Consider the following 16,555-nt stretch of genomic DNA (forward strand, 5'->3'; position numbering starts at 1 on the left):
ATCAGCGCAGGTCGAGCCGCATCAGCACGCGCGGGAACCCGCTCAGCACCGAATCCGTGTCGGAGGCCTTCGTGAAGCCCGCCTTCTCGAACAGCCGGCGCGTGCCGACGTACGCCATCGTGAGATCGACTCTCGCGCCGCCGTTGTCGACGGGATACCCCTCGATCGCCGGCGCGTGGTTGTCGCGGGCGAACTGCACGGCGCCATCAGGAGCGCGCGCGAGATGCCTTTGCCGCGATGCCCGGGACGCACACGGATGCACCACACCGACCATACGTCCAGGTCATCGACGTGCGGGATCCGGCGGTTGGTCGCGAAGGACGTGTCGGCTCGGGGATGTACTCCGGCCCAGCCGACGACCTCGTCGTCGCCGTCGTATGCCAGGACGCCCGGCGGCCCTTTCCTCATGAGCGCGGACACCTTGCGCCCGCGTGCCTGGCGATGCAGCGCGAGGTTCTCCTTCGACGGGAGACGGTAGCTCAGACACCAGCAGACATCGGAGTCCGGTTTCTTCGGGCCGACCATCGTCTTGACGTCGGCGAAGGTGGTGGCAGGTCTCACCTCGATGTCCATGCCGATACTGTGCCATCGGCGACGGACACGGCGCTAGGAGGTGCGGAGGAGCTCAAGGGCGTGCGCGAGGTCTTCGGGGTACTCCGAAGTGAACGTCACCCGGTCGCCGCTGCCCGGATGCGCGAAGGAGAGCCGGCGCGCGTGCAGCCACTGCCGGGTCAGGCCGAGTCGCGCCGACAGCGTCGGGTCGGCGCCGTAGAGGGGATCGCCCACGCACGGATGCCGGTGGGCTGCCATGTGCACGCGGATCTGATGCGTTCGACCGGTCTCCAGATGGATCTCCAGCAGCGCGGCCCGAGGAAACGCTTCGAGCGTCTCGTAGTGCGTGACCGAATCCTTGCCGTCAGGCGTCACGGCGAACTTCCACGAGTGCGAAGGATGCCTGCCGATCGGTGCATCGATGGTGCCGTTGAGCGGATCGGGGTGTCCCTGCACCACGGCGTGATAGATCTTCTCCACCTCGCGCTCCTTGAACGCCGACTTCAGCGCCGTGTACGCTCGCTCGCTCTTGGCGACGACCATGAGACCGCTCGTGCCCACGTCGAGTCGATGCACGATGCCCTGCCGTTCGGCGGCGCCCGTGGTCGCGACCCGGAACCCGCCCGCCGCCAATGCGCCCAGCACGGTTGGTCCCTCCCAGCCGAGAGACGGGTGGGCGGCGACGCCGGCGGGCTTGTCGACCACGATGATGTCGTCGTCGTCGTAGACGATTCCCAGGCCCGGCACCTCGATCGGCACGATCGTCGGCTCCTGCTTGTCGGTCCAGGTGATGTCCAGGATCGACCCGGCCGTCACGCGGTCAGACTTGCCCACCGGTCGACCGTCGACGATGACGCCGCCTGCTTCGGCGACCTCCGCCGCGAAGGTCCTCGAGAATCCGAGCATCTTCGCCAGAGCCTGATCGATCCGCGAGCCCTCGAGCCCTTCAGGGACCGGCAGCAGCCGCGAGGGCATGTCAGGAGTCGTGGCGGCGCTGGTCCGCTTCGAGATCGGCTTCGCGCTCGACTGCGCGCTGCTGGCTCTCCGAGAGCGGGGGCAGTCCGCGCTCGTCGACAGGGATGCCGGCGCTGGGGTCCGCGGTCGGGAACTCGCTCCCGAATCCGGCCACGGGCCCTCCGGGAGGAACCTCGTCGCCCGCGCCGAGGAGCGTCTCATCCTCGTCGCGAGCGCGACGTGGTTCGCGTGTTCCGTCCATGTGAACTCCGATCAGGACCAGCAGCGCGACGAGGATCATGTCGCAGACGATGAAGATGTCGGCCACGTTGTAGATGGCCGGGCTGGTCCAGAACCACATCCACGGCGTGTTGATGAAGTCGATCACGTGGCCGACCCCGAAGCCGGGTTCGCGGAGGAGCCGGTCCGTCAGATTGCCCAGGACGCCGCCGAGCAGCAGCCCCAGCACGACCGCCCAGAGGCGGGACCGCACTCTGGTCGCGGCCAGCCAGACGATGACGCACGCGACGAGCGCGAGGGCGATCGTGAAGATCCACGTCGCTCCGGCGCCGAACGAGAACGCGGCGCCAGGGTTCTTCACGAGGTACAGACTCAGGAAGTCGCCGAGGACCGGCACCGTCTCCTGCAACGGCAGGTTCTCCAGCGCGAGGTACTTGGAGAACTGGTCGGCGGCCAGCACCACCAGCGCGAGGATCGCGATGGTGATGCCGGCCGCCGCCTTGGGAAGGGGGGCTCGGCCTGGCAAAGGGCCGGCCTAGAGGCCGATGGCCGACACCGGTGTCGAACCGGATGCCGTGGCCGAGGTCTCGAGGTCGCGCAGCTGACCCTCGATGTACCCGCGCAGCTGTGAGCGGTAGTCGCGCTCGAACTGACGCAGTTCCGTGATGCGGTTCTCCAGCGTCGCGCGCTCCTTGTCCAGGCGCGCGATCTCGTCGCGCCCCTTGGCCTCGGCTTCGGCGACGATGGACGCAGCCTGCGTCTGCGCTTCCGAGACGAGCTTGTCGCGCTGGGCGATGCCCTCTGCGACGTGCTCGTCGTGCACGCGCTGAGCGAGCTCGATGATGCCGGCACTGGCAGCAACCGGTGCAGCGCCGGACTCGGGAGCGGGGGTCGAAACGGGCGCGGGAGCCGGAGCCGCGGCAACGGGCTCTTCGCTGGTCTCGGCCGCTGCGGGCGCCGGTGTCGAGCCGGACTCGTACGCCGCGAGCTTCGCCTTCAGCTCGTCGGATTCTGCGATCGTCGCGCGCCAGGCGACCACGACCTCGTCGAGGAAGTCATCGACCTCGTCCGGGTCGAAACCCTCCTTGAAGCGGACGTGCTGGAACTGCTTCGTGACGACGTCATCGGGGGTCAATGCCATGGTGGTTCCTCTTTCGAGCGTCTGGTCGCTGGCCGATCTCGGGGGCCGCGCCGCCGATTACCGACGGTCGTACCAGGCAAGCATAGCCGCGGCCGTCGAGCGTGTCGAAGGCGGTGGCGAGTGTGTCGGCAAGGGTCAGCCGGCGAGGGTTCGCGTGATGGCGAGCAGGACGAAGCAGACCAGCATCGTCAGCGTGAACCCGAAGTCGATGGCGATGCCGCCCACTCGCAACGGCGGGATCAGGCGACGGAAGAGCCGGATCGGGGGATCCGTCACGGTGTACACGAGTTCTGCGGCGACCAACCCCGCACCCTTCGGCCGCCACTCGCGATTGAAGAACGGTATCCAGTCCAGCACCAGGCGCACGAGCAGCACCAGGACGAAGAGAAGGATGAGTGCGTTGAGGATCGCGGCAATGGTGCCGACGATATTCACAAAGGAAACGCTACGGCATCACGACTGTGCGAACGGCACGGACTCCGGGTCCGCGTGCGCCACAGCGCCATCGCCGGAGACGGCGACGTTCTCGGGCGAGAGCAGGAAGACCTTGCTGGTCACCCGCTCGATGCGTCCGTACAGGCCGAGCGACAGACCGCTGGCGAAGTCGACGAGGCGACGGGCGTCCGCATCGCTCATCTGCGAGAGGTTGATGATCACCGGGATGCCGTCGCGGAAGTTCTCCGCGATCACCTGTGCGTCGCGGTACTGCTTCGGGTGCACAGTGAGGATCTCGCTGATCGCTCCCGCTGCCGGCTGACGCACGATGGCGGGCCGGTGGATCGGCGTGATGGGTGCTGCCTTTTCGATGGTTGCCTCCGTCTTACGGCCGCGCGGCTGTGGCGCGGGCTCCTCGTAGACCTCTTCCTCGTCGGCGAGGCCCAGGTACACCATGGTCTTCTTCAGCGGGTTCGACATCGCATCCTCCGTCTGTGCTCGTCTGTTCCGAGGTTAACCGTGCGGGGGCCTCTGCCCCGTGATTGCCGAGCCGATCCGCAGGTGTGTCGCGCCTGCGGCGATGGCTTGGGGGAAGTCGGCCGTCATCCCCGCTGAGATCCACGTCGCCGCCGGATCCACCGAGCGCACGACCGCGGCACACGCGGCCAGGCGCTCGAACGCCGCCGCGGGGTCTTCGTCCAGGGGCGCGACCGCCATCACGCCCCGCATGCGCAGCGTGCGGCATCCGGCGACGTGCGTTGCCAGCCCTTCCAGTTCGCGCTCCGCCACTCCCCCGCGTCCGGGGTCCGCGGTCAGGTTGACCTGCAGCAGGACATCCAGCGGCGGGTCGTCCGATCCGCCCGCGGCATCCAGGGCGTCGGCGATCTTGGGTCGGTCCACGGAATGCACGGCCGCAGCCGCTGCGCGGATCGCTTTGGCCTTATTCGTCTGCGCCTGGCCGATGAAATGCCAGCGAAGTCCCTCGCGATCTCCGATCGTGAGGGACTTCTCGCTGAGCTCCTGCTGCCGGTTCTCACCCACGTCGCGCACGCCCAGTCGGTAGAGATCCTCCACCAGCCGGGCCGGGTGGAACTTCGTCACCACGATCCGGGTGATCTCCTGCGGGTCGCGTCCTGCCGCGCGGGCGGCATCCGCGATCCGCGCGTCGACACCCGCGAGTCGATCTTCGAGCTCCACGATCCTCCGGTGGTGCTGCAGCCGCGATGGGCCTACTTGAGGAAGTCGGGGATATCGAGGTCGTCGTCGCCGAAGGCCGAGTCGTAGCTCGAATCCGGGACGGCGGCACCCACCGGGACCGGCGCGCTCTCGCGCACCGGCTCTTCTTTGGCGGCGTCCTCGGCGGATGTCGCGGGAACGACGGGGGCTGCAGGAAGGACGCGCGAGGCCGTGACCGGGTCCAGCCGGAGCGTGGGTTCGCCGTTGTCGAAGCCGGCTGCGATGACCGTGACGCGGACCTCATCGCCGAGCGTGTCGTCGATCACCGTTCCGAAGATGATGTTGGCCTCGGGATGCGCGGCCTCCTTCACCAGCTGCGCGGCGTCGTTGATCTCGAAGATGCCGAGGTTGGAGCCGCCCTGAATCGACAGCAGCACGCCGTGGGCACCTTCGATGCTCGCCTCGAGGAGGGGCGATTCCACCGCGAGCTCAGCCGCCTTAATGGCTCGATCGGCGCCGCGCGCGGACCCGATGCCCATGAGCGCGGAGCCGGCACCCTGCATCACCGACTTCACGTCGGCGAAGTCGAGGTTGATGAGGCCGGGGGTCGTGATCAGGTCGGTGATGCCCTGCACACCGGCCAGGAGCACCTGGTCGGCCGTGGCGAACGCCTCGATCATCGAGATACCGCGGTCGCTGATCTCCAGCAGGCGGTCGTTCGGCACGACGATGAGCGTGTCGACTTCTTCCTTCAGCTTCTGCACGCCGGTCTCTGCCTGGCTCTGGCGACGACGACCCTCGAATGAGAACGGCTTGGTCACCACACCGATGGTCAGGGCGCCGATCGACTTCGCGATCTTCGCGACGACGGGCGCGCCACCGGTGCCGGTGCCGCCGCCCTCGCCGGCGGTGACGAACACCATGTCGGCGCCGCGGAGCGCCTCTTCGATCTCCTCCGCGTGGTCCTCTGCGGCGCGGCGGCCGACCTCGGGGTCGGCGCCTGCGCCGAGTCCGCGGGTGAGCTCGCGTCCGACGTCGAGCTTGACGTCGGCGTCGCTCATCAGCAGCGCTTGGGCGTCGGTGTTGATCGCGATGAATTCCACGCCTCGCAGACCGAGGTCGATCATGCGGTTGACGGCGTTGACGCCGCCCCCGCCGACGCCGACGACCTTGATCACCGCGAGGTAGTTCTGGTTCTGGCTCATGCCGGCCTCCGTATGTGCTGCACCTGTCGAAAAGGGGCTCTGCGAACCGGGAGCGAAGTTTCAACTTCAACTAGAAGTTAAAACAATTGCCCGGTATGCATTTCCTCCACTGAAAGTAAGCGGAGGCGAGGCCGCCGAACGGATGCCGGTGGGCGTGTCGCGACATCCCCCGTCGAACTCGCCTCAGCGGACGACGATGGCGTTGGGCGAGGAGACGTCGTACACGCTGACGGATGCCGGGGGCCGGGCAGCCATCGCGGTGGCGAGCACCACGGCCTTGTACGCGGAATCCTCGGCGCTCCCCCATACGATCGAGGCGTTCGAGCCGCCAAGACTCAGCGTGACATCGTCGGGAGTGGTCGCGGTCACGGCGGTCACCTGGGTGAGGATCGACTCCGGGAGCGAGCGGATCACCCGCCCGACGGACTCGAATGCGCGTGAGCCCGTGCCGCCCTCGACGCTCAGCAGCGGTCTGCCCGCCGCAGGCGTCTGCGTCGTGGAGAGCACGACCCCCGCGGCATCGACGAGGCTGAAGCCGGCCGCTGTCTGGATCACGCCGACCGGCGTGCGCTCGACGATCCTGACGATCAGCTCGTGGGGCGGGCGCGCCTCGAGCGAGTACGACTCGATGAGCGGGAAGGCGACGAGCGCAGCCTTGACCTCACTCTCGTCGACCAGTGGCAACGGCGTGCCGACCTGGCCGGCCAGCGCCTCCTGCACGGCGCCGGTGTCCAGCTGCTGCGCGCCGATGATGCGGACGTCTTCGACGGCGAACAGCGGACTGTACGCGGCGCCCAGCGTCCCCAGCACGAGCAGCACGACGGCGGTCACTGCGCCGAGCCAGAGCGCGCGGCGGCGCCGCTGGCGGCCCGTGAACCGGCGCATCTCGGCGCGCAGCGCCTTGCGTCGCGCCCGGGCGGCCGACCAGACCTCCCGGAGGCGCACCGGATTGTCGTCGGCCGGAGGGAACGGCTCGCCTGCGATGGGCCGGTTCGAGGCATCCGATCCCGGTGTCGCAGACAACGGGATCACCGGCGCGATCGGAGACGACGCCTGCTCCTGGTCCGGCAGGTCGGAGGCTCGGGTCCGCGACGGCGCGCCTGAGGTCGGCTGCGCGGCCGGTGGCGCAGCCGGCGGCAGAGGCGGCGGACGACGCATCCGGCGCTACGCTCCCGCAGCGGGTTCGTCGGGCGTGCCGGCGAGCGCGTCGAGGACCTGCGGGATGAGGAGGTTCACGTTCCCGCAGCCGAGGGTGATGACGAAGTCGCCGTCCCTGGCGACCGTCGCGGTGTAGTCGGCGGCCTCCTGCCAGTCGGCGACGAAATGCACGTGCGACGGGTCGGCGAATGCGGAGCTGACCAGTTCGCCCGTGACGCCGGGGACCGGGTCCTCCCGTGCGCCGTACACGTCGAGCATCACCGTGTGATCGGCCAGCGTCTCGAGCACGTCAGCGAATTCGCGGTACATCAGCTGAGTGCGCGAGTAGGTGTGCGGCTGCTGGATCGCGATGATCCGACCGGTCCCGACCACCGTGCGCGCGGCGGTGAGCGCCGCCGCCACCTCGGTGGGGTGGTGCGCATAGTCGTCGTAGACGCTGACACCGCGCCGGACCCCGTGCAGCTCGAATCGGCGCACGGTCCCCTCGAAGCCCGCCACGGCGCGAGCGGCATCCTCGAATCCGTGTCCGAGGGCGAGCAGCACGGCCACGGCGCCGGCGGCATTGATCGCGTTGTGGTGGCCGGGCACCGCCAGGCGCACCCGGACGGTGCTCCCGCCGTGGGTGAGCGAGAATTCGACGGCGCCGTCCGTGCGCACGCCCGAGACCCGCAGGTCGGCCTCGGCGGCCTCACCGAATGTGACGACGTTCGGATGCGAGATCCGCTCGCGCACCGCGCGGGCGCCGGCATCGTCGGAGGAGATCACGACGGCCTCACGCGCCTCGTTCGCGAAGCGGGCGAATGCATCGTCGAAGGCATCGCGGGACCCGTAGTGGTCCAGATGATCGGGGTCGACATTCGTGATGAGGGCGATGGAGGTGTCGTAGAGCAGGAAGGTGCCGTCCGACTCGTCAGCTTCGATGACGAACAGCTCGTCATCGCCGGTGCCGCTGGAGACGCCGAGCTGAGCGATCACGCCGCCGTTGACGAACGTCGGATGCGCATCCATGGCCTGCAGGGCGGTGACGATCATCCCCGTCGAGGTCGTCTTGCCGTGGGCCCCGGCCACGGAGACCAGTCGGCGGCCGCCGATCAGCCAGAACAGCGCCTGCGACCGGTGGATGACCGCCAGTCCGCGCTCCTTGGCCAGCACGAACTCGGGGTTCTCCGGCCAGATGGCACCGGTGTGCACTACGGTGTCTGCGTCGCCCAGATGTGCGGCGTCATGGCCGACGTACACGGTGGCGCCGGCATCGGCCAGCGCCCGCAAGGACGGGCTGTCAGCGCGATCGGAGCCGGACACGCGGATGCCCCGCTCGAGGAACATCCGAGCCAGGCCCGACATGCCGGATCCGCCGATGCCGATGAAGTGCGCCGACTCGATCGTCGCGGGGATGGGAAGGCTCAGGTCGGGTCTGATCATGACCCGTTCATCCTAAGTTGGACGAAGGATGCCGCAGACCCGGCGCGCCCGTGCTGTCTATCCGCGCGACGCCAGCGCGGCGTCGATCATCGCGACGACGTTCTCGGTTCCATTGCGAGTGCCGGCGGATGCCGCGGCCTGTCGCATCGAGATCCGCCGCTCCGCGTCGTTCAGCAGCGGGACCACCTCGGCGCGCACGCGATCGGCGGTGAACGCGGCATCCGGAATCAGGATCGCGGCCCCCGCACGAATGGCCGACGCTGCGTTGAGGGCCTGCTCTCCATTGCCGACGGCATATGGGACGTAGACCGCGGGGATCCCCAGGGCGCTGATCTCGCTGACGGTGGCCGCACCGGCGCGGGAGACGATGAGATCCGCGAGCGCGAAGGCCAGATCCATCCGGTCGACGTACCGCAGCACGGCGTACCCCGCAACGCCCGGATCAGGAAGATCGGACCGCTCGCCGGTCACGTGCAGCAGCTGCCAGCCTGCCGCCAGGATGTCGCGCCACGCACCGCCGAACGCCTCGTTCAGTCGCTGCGCGCCGAGCGACCCGCCGAAGACCAGCAGCGTGGGCGTGCCGGCGTCGAGTCCGAAATGCTCCGCAGCCGCGGCGCGCAAGGTACCGGGCTCGAGATCGACGATCTCCCGCCGGAGTGGCATCCCCACCACCTGCGAGCCCTTCAGCCGCGTGCCCGCGAACGCCACCCCGACCTGCGCGGCACGACGTGCGCCGAGGGCGTTGGCCATCCCCGGCTTCGCATTGGCCTCGTGCACGACGACGGGCACCCGCGCGCGCCGCGCGGCGATGTAGGCGGGCGCGGATGCGTATCCGCCGAAGCCCACCACGACATCCACGGCGCGTTCGCGGAGGTGTGCGCGCACCTGCGCGACCGCGCGCCGGAACCGCGCAGGGAATGTCGCGGCCGCCCGATCGGGACGCCGCGGGAAGGGCACCTTGTCGACGAACAGCAGCTCGTAGCCGCGCTCCGGCACCAGCCGCGCCTCCAGCCCCTCGCGCGTGCCCAGGACCAGGATCTCCGCGTCGGGATTCCGGGCGCGCAACGCGTCAGCCACCGCGAGCAGCGGGTTGACATGGCCGGCCGTGCCGCCGCCGGCGAGGAGGTAGGTCGTCACTCCTCGACCCTAACGGGCGGTACTGCGACCCTTCGCACTCGGCATCATGGCGGTCTTGACCGGCAACGATCGGGCGAACGACAGCAGCACACCCGAGGCGAGCAGCACCGACAGCAGCGACGTGCCGCCCTGCGACATGAACGGCAGCGGAACGCCCAGCACCGGGAACAGCCGCAGCACGACGCCGATGTTGATGAGCGCCTGCCCGACGATCCAGATCGTGATGGCGCCCGAGACGATGCGCACGAACGGGTCGTCGGTCTTGCGGATCACATGGAAGGCGCCCACGGCGAACAGCGCGAACAGGGCGAGGACGACGGCGCAGCCGATCAGGCCGAGCTCCTCCCCCACGATCGCGAAGATGTAGTCGTTGGGCGCAGCGGGGAGCCAGTCGTACTTCTCCTTGGAGTTGCCCAGCCCCAGACCGAAGATGCCGCCGCCGGCCAGCGCCCACATGCCGTGCAGCGGCTGGTAGCAGCTGTTGACGTAGTCGGCGAGACAGTCCGCGTCCAGGAAGCTCATGATGCGGCGCATCCGGTCCGGGCTGGTGACGGCGAACAGGAACATCGCAACCACCGCGCCGAGGGCCGGCAGGATGAAGATCCGCAGCTTGACGCCCGAGAAGAACAGGGCGCCGAGGATCACCAGGACCAGGATCATCGTCGTTCCCAGGTCGCGGCCGGCCAGCACGGTGCCGATCACCAGGATGCCGACGGGGACGACCGGGATGAACACGTGGCGCCACAGACCCAGCAGCGTCTGCTTGCGGTAGAGCACGTAGCCCATCCACAGCGCGAGACCGAGCTTGAGGAACTCGGCGGGCTGGAACTGGATGCCCGCGATGAGGATCCAGTTCCGGTTGCCGTGGGCTTCCACACCCAGTCCGGGGACGAAGACGAGCAGCTGGAGGAGGACGGCCACGATGAGCGCCGGCCACGCGAGCCGTTTCCAGAGCGAGATCGGCATGCGGCTGGCGACGAACATCAGCGGGATGCCGAGCACAGCGAACACCGCCTGCTTGATCGCCGCGTCGTACGGCGCCTCCCCGGCGGCGGTCGCCGTGGCAGAGGTCGCGGACAGGACCATCACCAGACCGAATCCGGTCAGCAGCAGCGCCGTGGAGGCGATGAGCAGGAACTCGCTCGGTACCGGCGCGAAGACTCGGCCGAGCGAGACGCGCGCAGCAAGGCCGCGGCCGCCGGCGGAATCAGGCGGGTTCGCGGCCGGACGACTCGGAGTCTGGGTCGTGCTCGGCACCGGTCCCCCTCACGATCCGCTTCCGCACCGCATCGGCGAATCGCCTGCCGCGGTCGGCGTAGGAGGTGAACTGATCGAAGGATGCGGCGGCGGGGGCGAGCAGTACGACGTCCCCGTCACGTGCGATCCCGGCGGCCAGTTCGACCACCAGCGCCATGACCTCTTCAGTCTCATCGGCGTCGACCTCGAAGACCGGGACCTGCGGCGCGTGTCGTGAGAACGCCGAGACGACGTGGTCGCGCTCGAGGCCGATGACGATGGCCGCCTTCGCGCCGGACCCGCGCCCCGAGACGAGGTCGGAGATGTCCACGCCCTTCAGCAGGCCGCCGACGATCCAGACCGCACCGGGGTAGGCGGCGAGGGAGGATGCCGCGGCGTGAGGGTTCGTCGCCTTCGAGTCATCGACCCACGTGACGCCCTCCACGACCTCGACGACCTCGATGCGGTGCGGGTCCAGCCGGAACGTCCGGATCGCGGTGCCGACGGCCGCCGGGTCCACGCCGAGCGACCGCGCGAGCGCGGACGCCGCGAGCACGTTGGCGACCATGTGCGGGGCGGCGAGCCCACGTTCGGCCAGCCGGTCGACCGTCGTCAGTTCGAGGGCGGTCGTGGCGCGGTCCTCAAGGAACGCGCGGTCGACGAGGATCCCGTCCACCACTCCGAGATCGCTGGGTCCGGGCACGCCCAGGTCGAACCCGATGGCGCGCGCCCCCTCGACGACCTCGGCGTCCTCGACCATCGCGCGGGTCGCCGCGTCCGCCTTGTTGTAGACGCAGGCGATCCGGGTGCGGTCGTAGACGTGCGCCTTGGCGTCGCGATACGCCTCGAACGATCCGTGCCATTCGAGGTGGTCGTCCGCGAGGTTCAGGCACACGCTGGCGTACGGCGAGACCGGCTGCGGGCCGGTCTGCTGTCCCAGGTACCAGAGCTGGTGGCTCGAGAGCTCCACCACGAGCGCGTCGAAACCGGCCGGATCGCGAACCGCGTCCAGAATCGGGACGCCGATGTTGCCGACCGGAGCCGCACGCAGGCCGCCCGCGACGAGCATCGTCGCCGTCAAGCGGGTCGTCGTGGTCTTGCCGTTCGTGCCGGTCACCAGCATCCACTCGGCCGGCGAGCCGTCCGAGCGGACGATCTTGTCCCGCACACGCCACGCCAGCTCCACATCTCCCCACAGGGCGATGCGGCTTCGGAGCGTCCAGTCGATGATCGGATGCCGCGGTGAGAACCCCGGCGAGGCGATGACCACCGCAGGTGCGAAGTCGCTCAGTTCGGACGGGACCACATCGAGGGGCCCGATCCAGGAGCGGACCCCGATCACCGGCAGCAGCCGGGCGTACTCGGGGTCTGCCGATTCGGAGAGGACGAGCACGTCGGCGCCGAGTTCGGCGAGCGTGTCCGCGACGGAGAATCCGGTGACCGACAGCCCGAGCACGGCCACGCGCAGGCCCTTCCAGTCGGCGTACCAGCTGGTCAGCGAATCCAGGCGCTCGCCGCTCATGCCCGGGAGAGCCATTCGACGTAGAACAGCCCGACACCGGTGACGGCGAGCAGGCCGGCGATGATCCACATGCGCACGACGATCGAGATCTCCGACCAGCCGCGCATCTCCAGATGGTGATGGAACGGGCTCATCAGGAACAGCCGTTTGCCACGGGTCACCTTGAAGTACATGCGCTGCAGGATGACCGAGCCCGGGCCGATGATGAACGCGCCGGCGATGAGGACGCCGAGGATCTCGGTGCGCGAGAGGATCGACATCGCGGCGATCACGCCGCCGATCGCCATCGAGCCCACGTCGCCCATGAACACATTCGCCTTGGGCGCATTCCACCAGAGGAATCCGACCAGCGCTGCCGCAAAAGCCGCCGAGACGATCGCGAGGTCGAAGGGATCGCGGGTGGGGTAACAGGCCAGCGGTGTGTCGGCGAGGATGTCCGGCGCCTGACAGCTCTGGTTGAACTGCCAGAACACCACGAGGCTGTACGCGCCGGTCACGAAGATCCCGACGCCCGCGGCCAGGCCGTCGAGCCCGTCGGTCACGTTCGTGCTGTTGGACCAGGCGACGCCGATGAAGGTGACCCAGGCGATGTAGACGAGCCAGCCGATGATCGGACCGAGCGCGAACAGCCACAGCCAGGGCACATCGCGGAAGACGGAGATGTACGCCGATGCCGGGGTCTGCCCCCACGCGTTGGGGAAGCTGAGTGCCACCGTCGCGAAGGGCACCACCACGATGATCTGCCCGACGATCTTGCGCCAGCCGCTCAGACCGAGGCTGCGCTGACTGCGCACCTTCATGAAGTCGTCGATGAAGCCGACGGCGCCGAAGCCGACCATCATCCAGATGACCAGCCAGCCCGAGATCGTCGGCGGATTGTTCCCGGTGTAGCAGCCGACGAGGTAGCCGACGATCGTCCCGAGGATGAAGATCGTGCCGCCCATGGTCGGCGTGCCGCGCTTGGCTTCGTGACTCGGGTTGTGCACGTCCTCGGGGGTGCGGATCACCTGCCCCCATCCCCATCTGCGGAACAGCCGCAGGAAGACCGGCGTGAGGAACAGCGTGAATGCCAGGGAGATCGCCGCCGCCGTCAGGAGTGATCTCACGAGAACGATTCTCCCAGACGATCGCCGAGGAACCGCAGACCCGCGGAGTTGGACGATTTGACCAGCACGCGGTCACCGTCGCGCAGTTCACCCACCAGGTAGTCGAAGGCCTCGTCCGCCGTCTCGAAGAAGATCGCCTCGTTGTCCCACGAGCCCTGCGCCATGGCCTCCAGGAACATCCGGCGGGCGGGTGCCCCGATCACCACGATGCGCTGGATGCCCAGGCGGACCGCGAGCAGTCCGACCCGATCGTGCTCCTCATCGGCGTACTCGCCCAGTTCGCTCATCGCGCCGAGCACGGCGACGGTGCGCTCCCCTGGGCCGGTGATCTGCGCGAGTGTCCGCAGCGCCGCCGCCATGGAGTCGGGGCTCGCGTTGTAGGCGTCGTTGATGATCCGCACCCGGTCCGAGCCGAGCGGCTGCATCCGCCAGCGTTCGGCGAGTTCGACGGACTCCAGCCGCTCGACGCACGCCGCGAGCGGCACGCCGAGGCGCACCGCGACCGCGATCGCCGCGAGCGCGTTCATGACGTGGTGCTCGCCCAGGACCTGCAGGTGCATCGGCAGCGATTCGCCGCCCACGCTGACGATGCAGCGGGTGCCGGAGGCCGTCACCGCCACGTCGTCGGCGCGCACCTGGGCGTCGGGACCACGGCCGAACCACATGACATCCACACCGCGCTCGGCCGCGATCGGTGCCATCGCCGCCACGCGGGGGTCATCGATGTTGAGCACCGCGGTGCCGCCCGTCCGGAGTGCGCGCACGAGCTCGGACTTCGCGGCGAAGGTGGCTTCGATCCCGCCGAAGCCGCCGGCGTGCGCCATGCCGACCATGAGCACCACGCCCAGGTCGGGCTCGACCAGGCCGGCGAGGCGGGCGATCTCGCCCGGGGCGCTCGCGCCGAACTCGCTCACCAGGTAGCGGCTCCCCTCGGTGACGCGGAGCATCGTCAACGGCGCGCCGACGGCGTTGTTGAACGACGCGCGCGGCGCCACCGTCTCGCCCTCGGCTTCCAGGATGCGGGCGACCAGGTTCTTCGTCGTCGTCTTTCCGTTGGAACCGGTGATCCCCACGATGCGCAACGCGCCGGCACCCCGCACCGTGCCCACCACCTCGCGAGCAAGATCGGCGAGGGCGGCGACGGCATCGGCCACGACGATCTGACTGACGGATGCCGGTACTTCGCGTTCCACGATCGCCAGCGCGGCTCCGGATGCGACGGCCGCATCCACGAAGAGGTGACCGTCGGTCTCCTCGCCCGGCTTGGCGACGAAGATGTCGCCCGGGCCGATCAGGCGCGAATCGGTGTCGACCGTGCCGGAGACGACGGTTTCATCGGTGTCGTCGCCGGCGGTGTGCAGCCGACCGCCCAGCACATGGGTGATCTGAGCAAGGGAAAGGGCGATCATCGGGTTCTCCGGCCGGATCTGGCGCTGGCACTGGTTCTGGCTCTGAGTCGAGGTGCTCGGATTCCGACCGGCGGGCTCAGCCGAACTTCGGGAGCAGCACCGGAGCCGTCGTCGCGGGCATGACCCGGTAGGTCTTCAGGACCTGGGTCATCGCCTTCTGGAATGCCGGCACGTTGGCCGAGGACGAGGTTACCGTAGTCGGCTCGTCGAGGGTCACGGCAACGATGTACTGCGGGTCGTCCGCCGGCGCGAAGCCGATCAGCGTCGTGAAGTACACGCCCGCCTTGTAGCCGCCCGCGCCGTCGGTCTTCTCACCGGTTCCGGTCTTGGTCGCGATGCGGTAGCCGGGGACGGCGACGTCGTCTGCGTAGCTGGCCTGCAGGGCCACGTTCTCCAGCATCTCGCGCATCTGCGCCGAGGTCTGCGCACTGATGACCTGGGCCGGTTCGGGCAGCGTCGGGGTGACCACCGTGCCGTCGGCTTTCGTGCACGACTCGACGATGGACAGGGGCATCTTGACCCCGCCGTTGGCGATCGCGTCGTAGGCGCCGACCAGTTCAGGCACGGTGGTGGTCAGGCCCTGGCCGAACGAGGTGTTGTACAGCTGCTGGTTGTCCCACTCCGACGAATCGACGAGGTACCCCTGAGACTCGCCGGTCAGCCCCACGGCGCTGCCGGTGCCGATGCCGAACTTCTTGAGGTAGTCGTAGCGCGTCTGGGCGCTGATCCGCTCGCTGAACTTCGAGATGCCTGCGTTCGAGGAGTCGATGAGGACGCCGGCCAGTGTGTACTCGTACAGGTCGTGCGGGAACGAGTCGGTGACCCGAGCCCCGTTGGGGAAGGTCTCGTCGCCGGAGGCGATGACCGTGGACGACGGGCTCTGCCCGCCCGCATCGATCACGCTCGCGGCCGTCAGGCCCTTGAAGGTCGAGCCGGGCTCGAAGGTGTCGGCGAAGATGTGGCTCCACCGGTTCTGCGGCTCCGAGGCATCCACGTTGTTGGGGTCGACGGAGGGATACTCGGCCGCGGCTCGGATCTTGCCCGTCTTGACCTCGACGACCGTGATCGTGCCGCGCTGGGCGGCCGTGTCCTGGACCTGCTCGCCGATGAGCTGCTGCAGGTACCACTGCAGGTCGCGGTTGATGGTCAGCTGCAGCGTGCCACCGTCCACCGCCGGCGTGTTCACCTCGGTGCCCGGGATGATGACGCCGTCGCGGCCCTTCTCGAAGGTCATCGATCCGTTCGTCGAGGTGAGGCAGTCGTTCTGACTCTCCTCGAGTCCGGCGAGCGGTTCGCCGTCGACGCCCATGAATCCGACGAGGTTGCCGCCGACCGCGCCGTCGGGGTACGTGCGTGCCGGATGCTGCACGCAGACCAGGTACGGATGGTCGAGGTCCGCCAGGGCGCGATACTGCTCAGTGGTCAGTCCGCGCGCCAGCATGGCGTACCGCGATCCCGAGTCGGTCGCCAGTGCGTCACCGACGATCTTCTGCACCTCCTGGACGGCCTGGCCGGTGATCGCGGCGATCTTCGGCGACACGGTGGACCACGGCTCTGCGGTGGACTTCTCGGCGATGATGTCCGCGTCGATCTGCGTGATCAGGAGCGGGTCGAGCTGGCAGTCGTACTGCAGGACGCTGCCCGCGAGGGTCTGGCCTGTCTCGTCGACGATCGTGCCGCGGGTGCCGTACAGCGTGCGGCCGTCGCCGAGGGCGACCTCCATCGAATCGGCGATGTGCTCGTCGGCGTTGACGACCTGGATGTCCACGAGCCGCACGATGAAGCCGGCGAGCACCGCGAGCACGACGGCGAGGGCGACGACGGTACGACGGCGAGGGCTTCGGGTGCTTCTCGTGGTCATG

The 16,555-nt window shown here is 68.9% G+C and carries 15 protein-coding genes and 1 pseudogene; all 16 read right to left on the bottom strand.

Features of this window, described 5'->3' with window-relative positions:
- Position 1: 1 nt before the first annotated feature.
- Positions 2–573, bottom strand: a pseudogene (locus BLT19_RS13720) (GNAT family N-acetyltransferase).
- A gap of 33 nt (positions 574–606) precedes the next feature.
- A complete protein-coding gene (locus tag BLT19_RS13725) occupies positions 607–1,527 on the bottom strand; it encodes an RluA family pseudouridine synthase (protein WP_091491306.1) in 921 nt (306 codons plus the stop codon).
- A gap of 1 nt (position 1,528) precedes the next feature.
- Positions 1,529–2,272, bottom strand: coding sequence for a signal peptidase II (gene lspA / locus BLT19_RS13730; protein WP_231917664.1), 744 nt, complete (start codon positions 2,270–2,272; stop codon positions 1,529–1,531).
- Positions 2,273–2,281: 9 nt separating this feature from the next.
- Positions 2,282–2,887, bottom strand: a complete 606-nt coding sequence (locus BLT19_RS13735; protein WP_091491309.1) for a DivIVA domain-containing protein — start codon at positions 2,885–2,887, stop codon at positions 2,282–2,284.
- Between the two features lie 135 nt (positions 2,888–3,022).
- Entirely contained in the window at positions 3,023–3,322 is a 300-nt protein-coding gene (locus BLT19_RS13740) for a YggT family protein (RefSeq protein WP_091491311.1), read from the bottom strand.
- Between the two features lie 18 nt (positions 3,323–3,340).
- Positions 3,341–3,802 carry a cell division protein SepF gene (locus tag BLT19_RS13745; RefSeq protein WP_091491314.1) on the bottom strand — a complete coding sequence of 154 codons (462 nt, stop codon included), beginning with the start codon at positions 3,800–3,802 and terminating at the stop codon, positions 3,341–3,343.
- 33 nt (positions 3,803–3,835) lie between these two features.
- The gene (locus tag BLT19_RS13750) at positions 3,836–4,519 is read right to left on the bottom strand and encodes a YggS family pyridoxal phosphate-dependent enzyme (protein WP_091491316.1); all 684 of its coding nucleotides are present in this window, start codon (positions 4,517–4,519) and stop codon (positions 3,836–3,838) included.
- 32 nt (positions 4,520–4,551) lie between these two features.
- A complete protein-coding gene (gene ftsZ / locus BLT19_RS13755) occupies positions 4,552–5,703 on the bottom strand; it encodes a cell division protein FtsZ (protein WP_091491318.1) in 1,152 nt (383 codons plus the stop codon).
- Positions 5,704–5,886: 183 nt separating this feature from the next.
- On the bottom strand, positions 5,887–6,735 hold the full coding sequence (locus BLT19_RS13760) for an FtsQ-type POTRA domain-containing protein (RefSeq protein WP_407939794.1): 849 nt from the start codon (positions 6,733–6,735) through the stop codon (positions 5,887–5,889).
- A gap of 132 nt (positions 6,736–6,867) precedes the next feature.
- Positions 6,868–8,283 carry a UDP-N-acetylmuramate--L-alanine ligase gene (gene murC / locus BLT19_RS13765; protein WP_091491322.1) on the bottom strand — a complete coding sequence of 472 codons (1,416 nt, stop codon included), beginning with the start codon at positions 8,281–8,283 and terminating at the stop codon, positions 6,868–6,870.
- 57 nt (positions 8,284–8,340) lie between these two features.
- Positions 8,341–9,420 carry a UDP-N-acetylglucosamine--N-acetylmuramyl-(pentapeptide) pyrophosphoryl-undecaprenol N-acetylglucosamine transferase gene (locus BLT19_RS13770; RefSeq protein WP_091491324.1) on the bottom strand — a complete coding sequence of 360 codons (1,080 nt, stop codon included), beginning with the start codon at positions 9,418–9,420 and terminating at the stop codon, positions 8,341–8,343.
- 9 nt (positions 9,421–9,429) lie between these two features.
- Complete coding sequence (gene ftsW / locus BLT19_RS13775; RefSeq protein ID WP_091491327.1) at positions 9,430–10,677, bottom strand: putative lipid II flippase FtsW; 1,248 nt, start codon at positions 10,675–10,677, stop codon at positions 9,430–9,432.
- Complete coding sequence (gene murD / locus BLT19_RS13780; protein ID WP_091491330.1) at positions 10,628–12,178, bottom strand: UDP-N-acetylmuramoyl-L-alanine--D-glutamate ligase; 1,551 nt, start codon at positions 12,176–12,178, stop codon at positions 10,628–10,630. The genes ftsW and murD overlap by 50 nt, the downstream gene beginning before the upstream one ends.
- Complete coding sequence (gene mraY / locus BLT19_RS13785) at positions 12,175–13,284, bottom strand: phospho-N-acetylmuramoyl-pentapeptide-transferase (protein ID WP_091491332.1); 1,110 nt, start codon at positions 13,282–13,284, stop codon at positions 12,175–12,177. Before mraY ends, murD begins: the two co-directional genes overlap by 4 nt.
- Positions 13,281–14,693 carry a UDP-N-acetylmuramoyl-tripeptide--D-alanyl-D-alanine ligase gene (locus BLT19_RS13790; RefSeq protein WP_091491336.1) on the bottom strand — a complete coding sequence of 471 codons (1,413 nt, stop codon included), beginning with the start codon at positions 14,691–14,693 and terminating at the stop codon, positions 13,281–13,283. Before BLT19_RS13790 ends, mraY begins: the two co-directional genes overlap by 4 nt.
- 76 nt (positions 14,694–14,769) lie before the next feature.
- Positions 14,770–16,554 carry a peptidoglycan D,D-transpeptidase FtsI family protein gene (locus BLT19_RS13795; RefSeq protein WP_091491338.1) on the bottom strand — a complete coding sequence of 595 codons (1,785 nt, stop codon included), beginning with the start codon at positions 16,552–16,554 and terminating at the stop codon, positions 14,770–14,772.
- Position 16,555 lies beyond the last annotated feature (1 nt).

This window comes from Microbacterium pygmaeum (genome assembly GCF_900100885.1).
Taxonomy (GTDB): domain Bacteria; phylum Actinomycetota; class Actinomycetes; order Actinomycetales; family Microbacteriaceae; genus Microbacterium; species Microbacterium pygmaeum.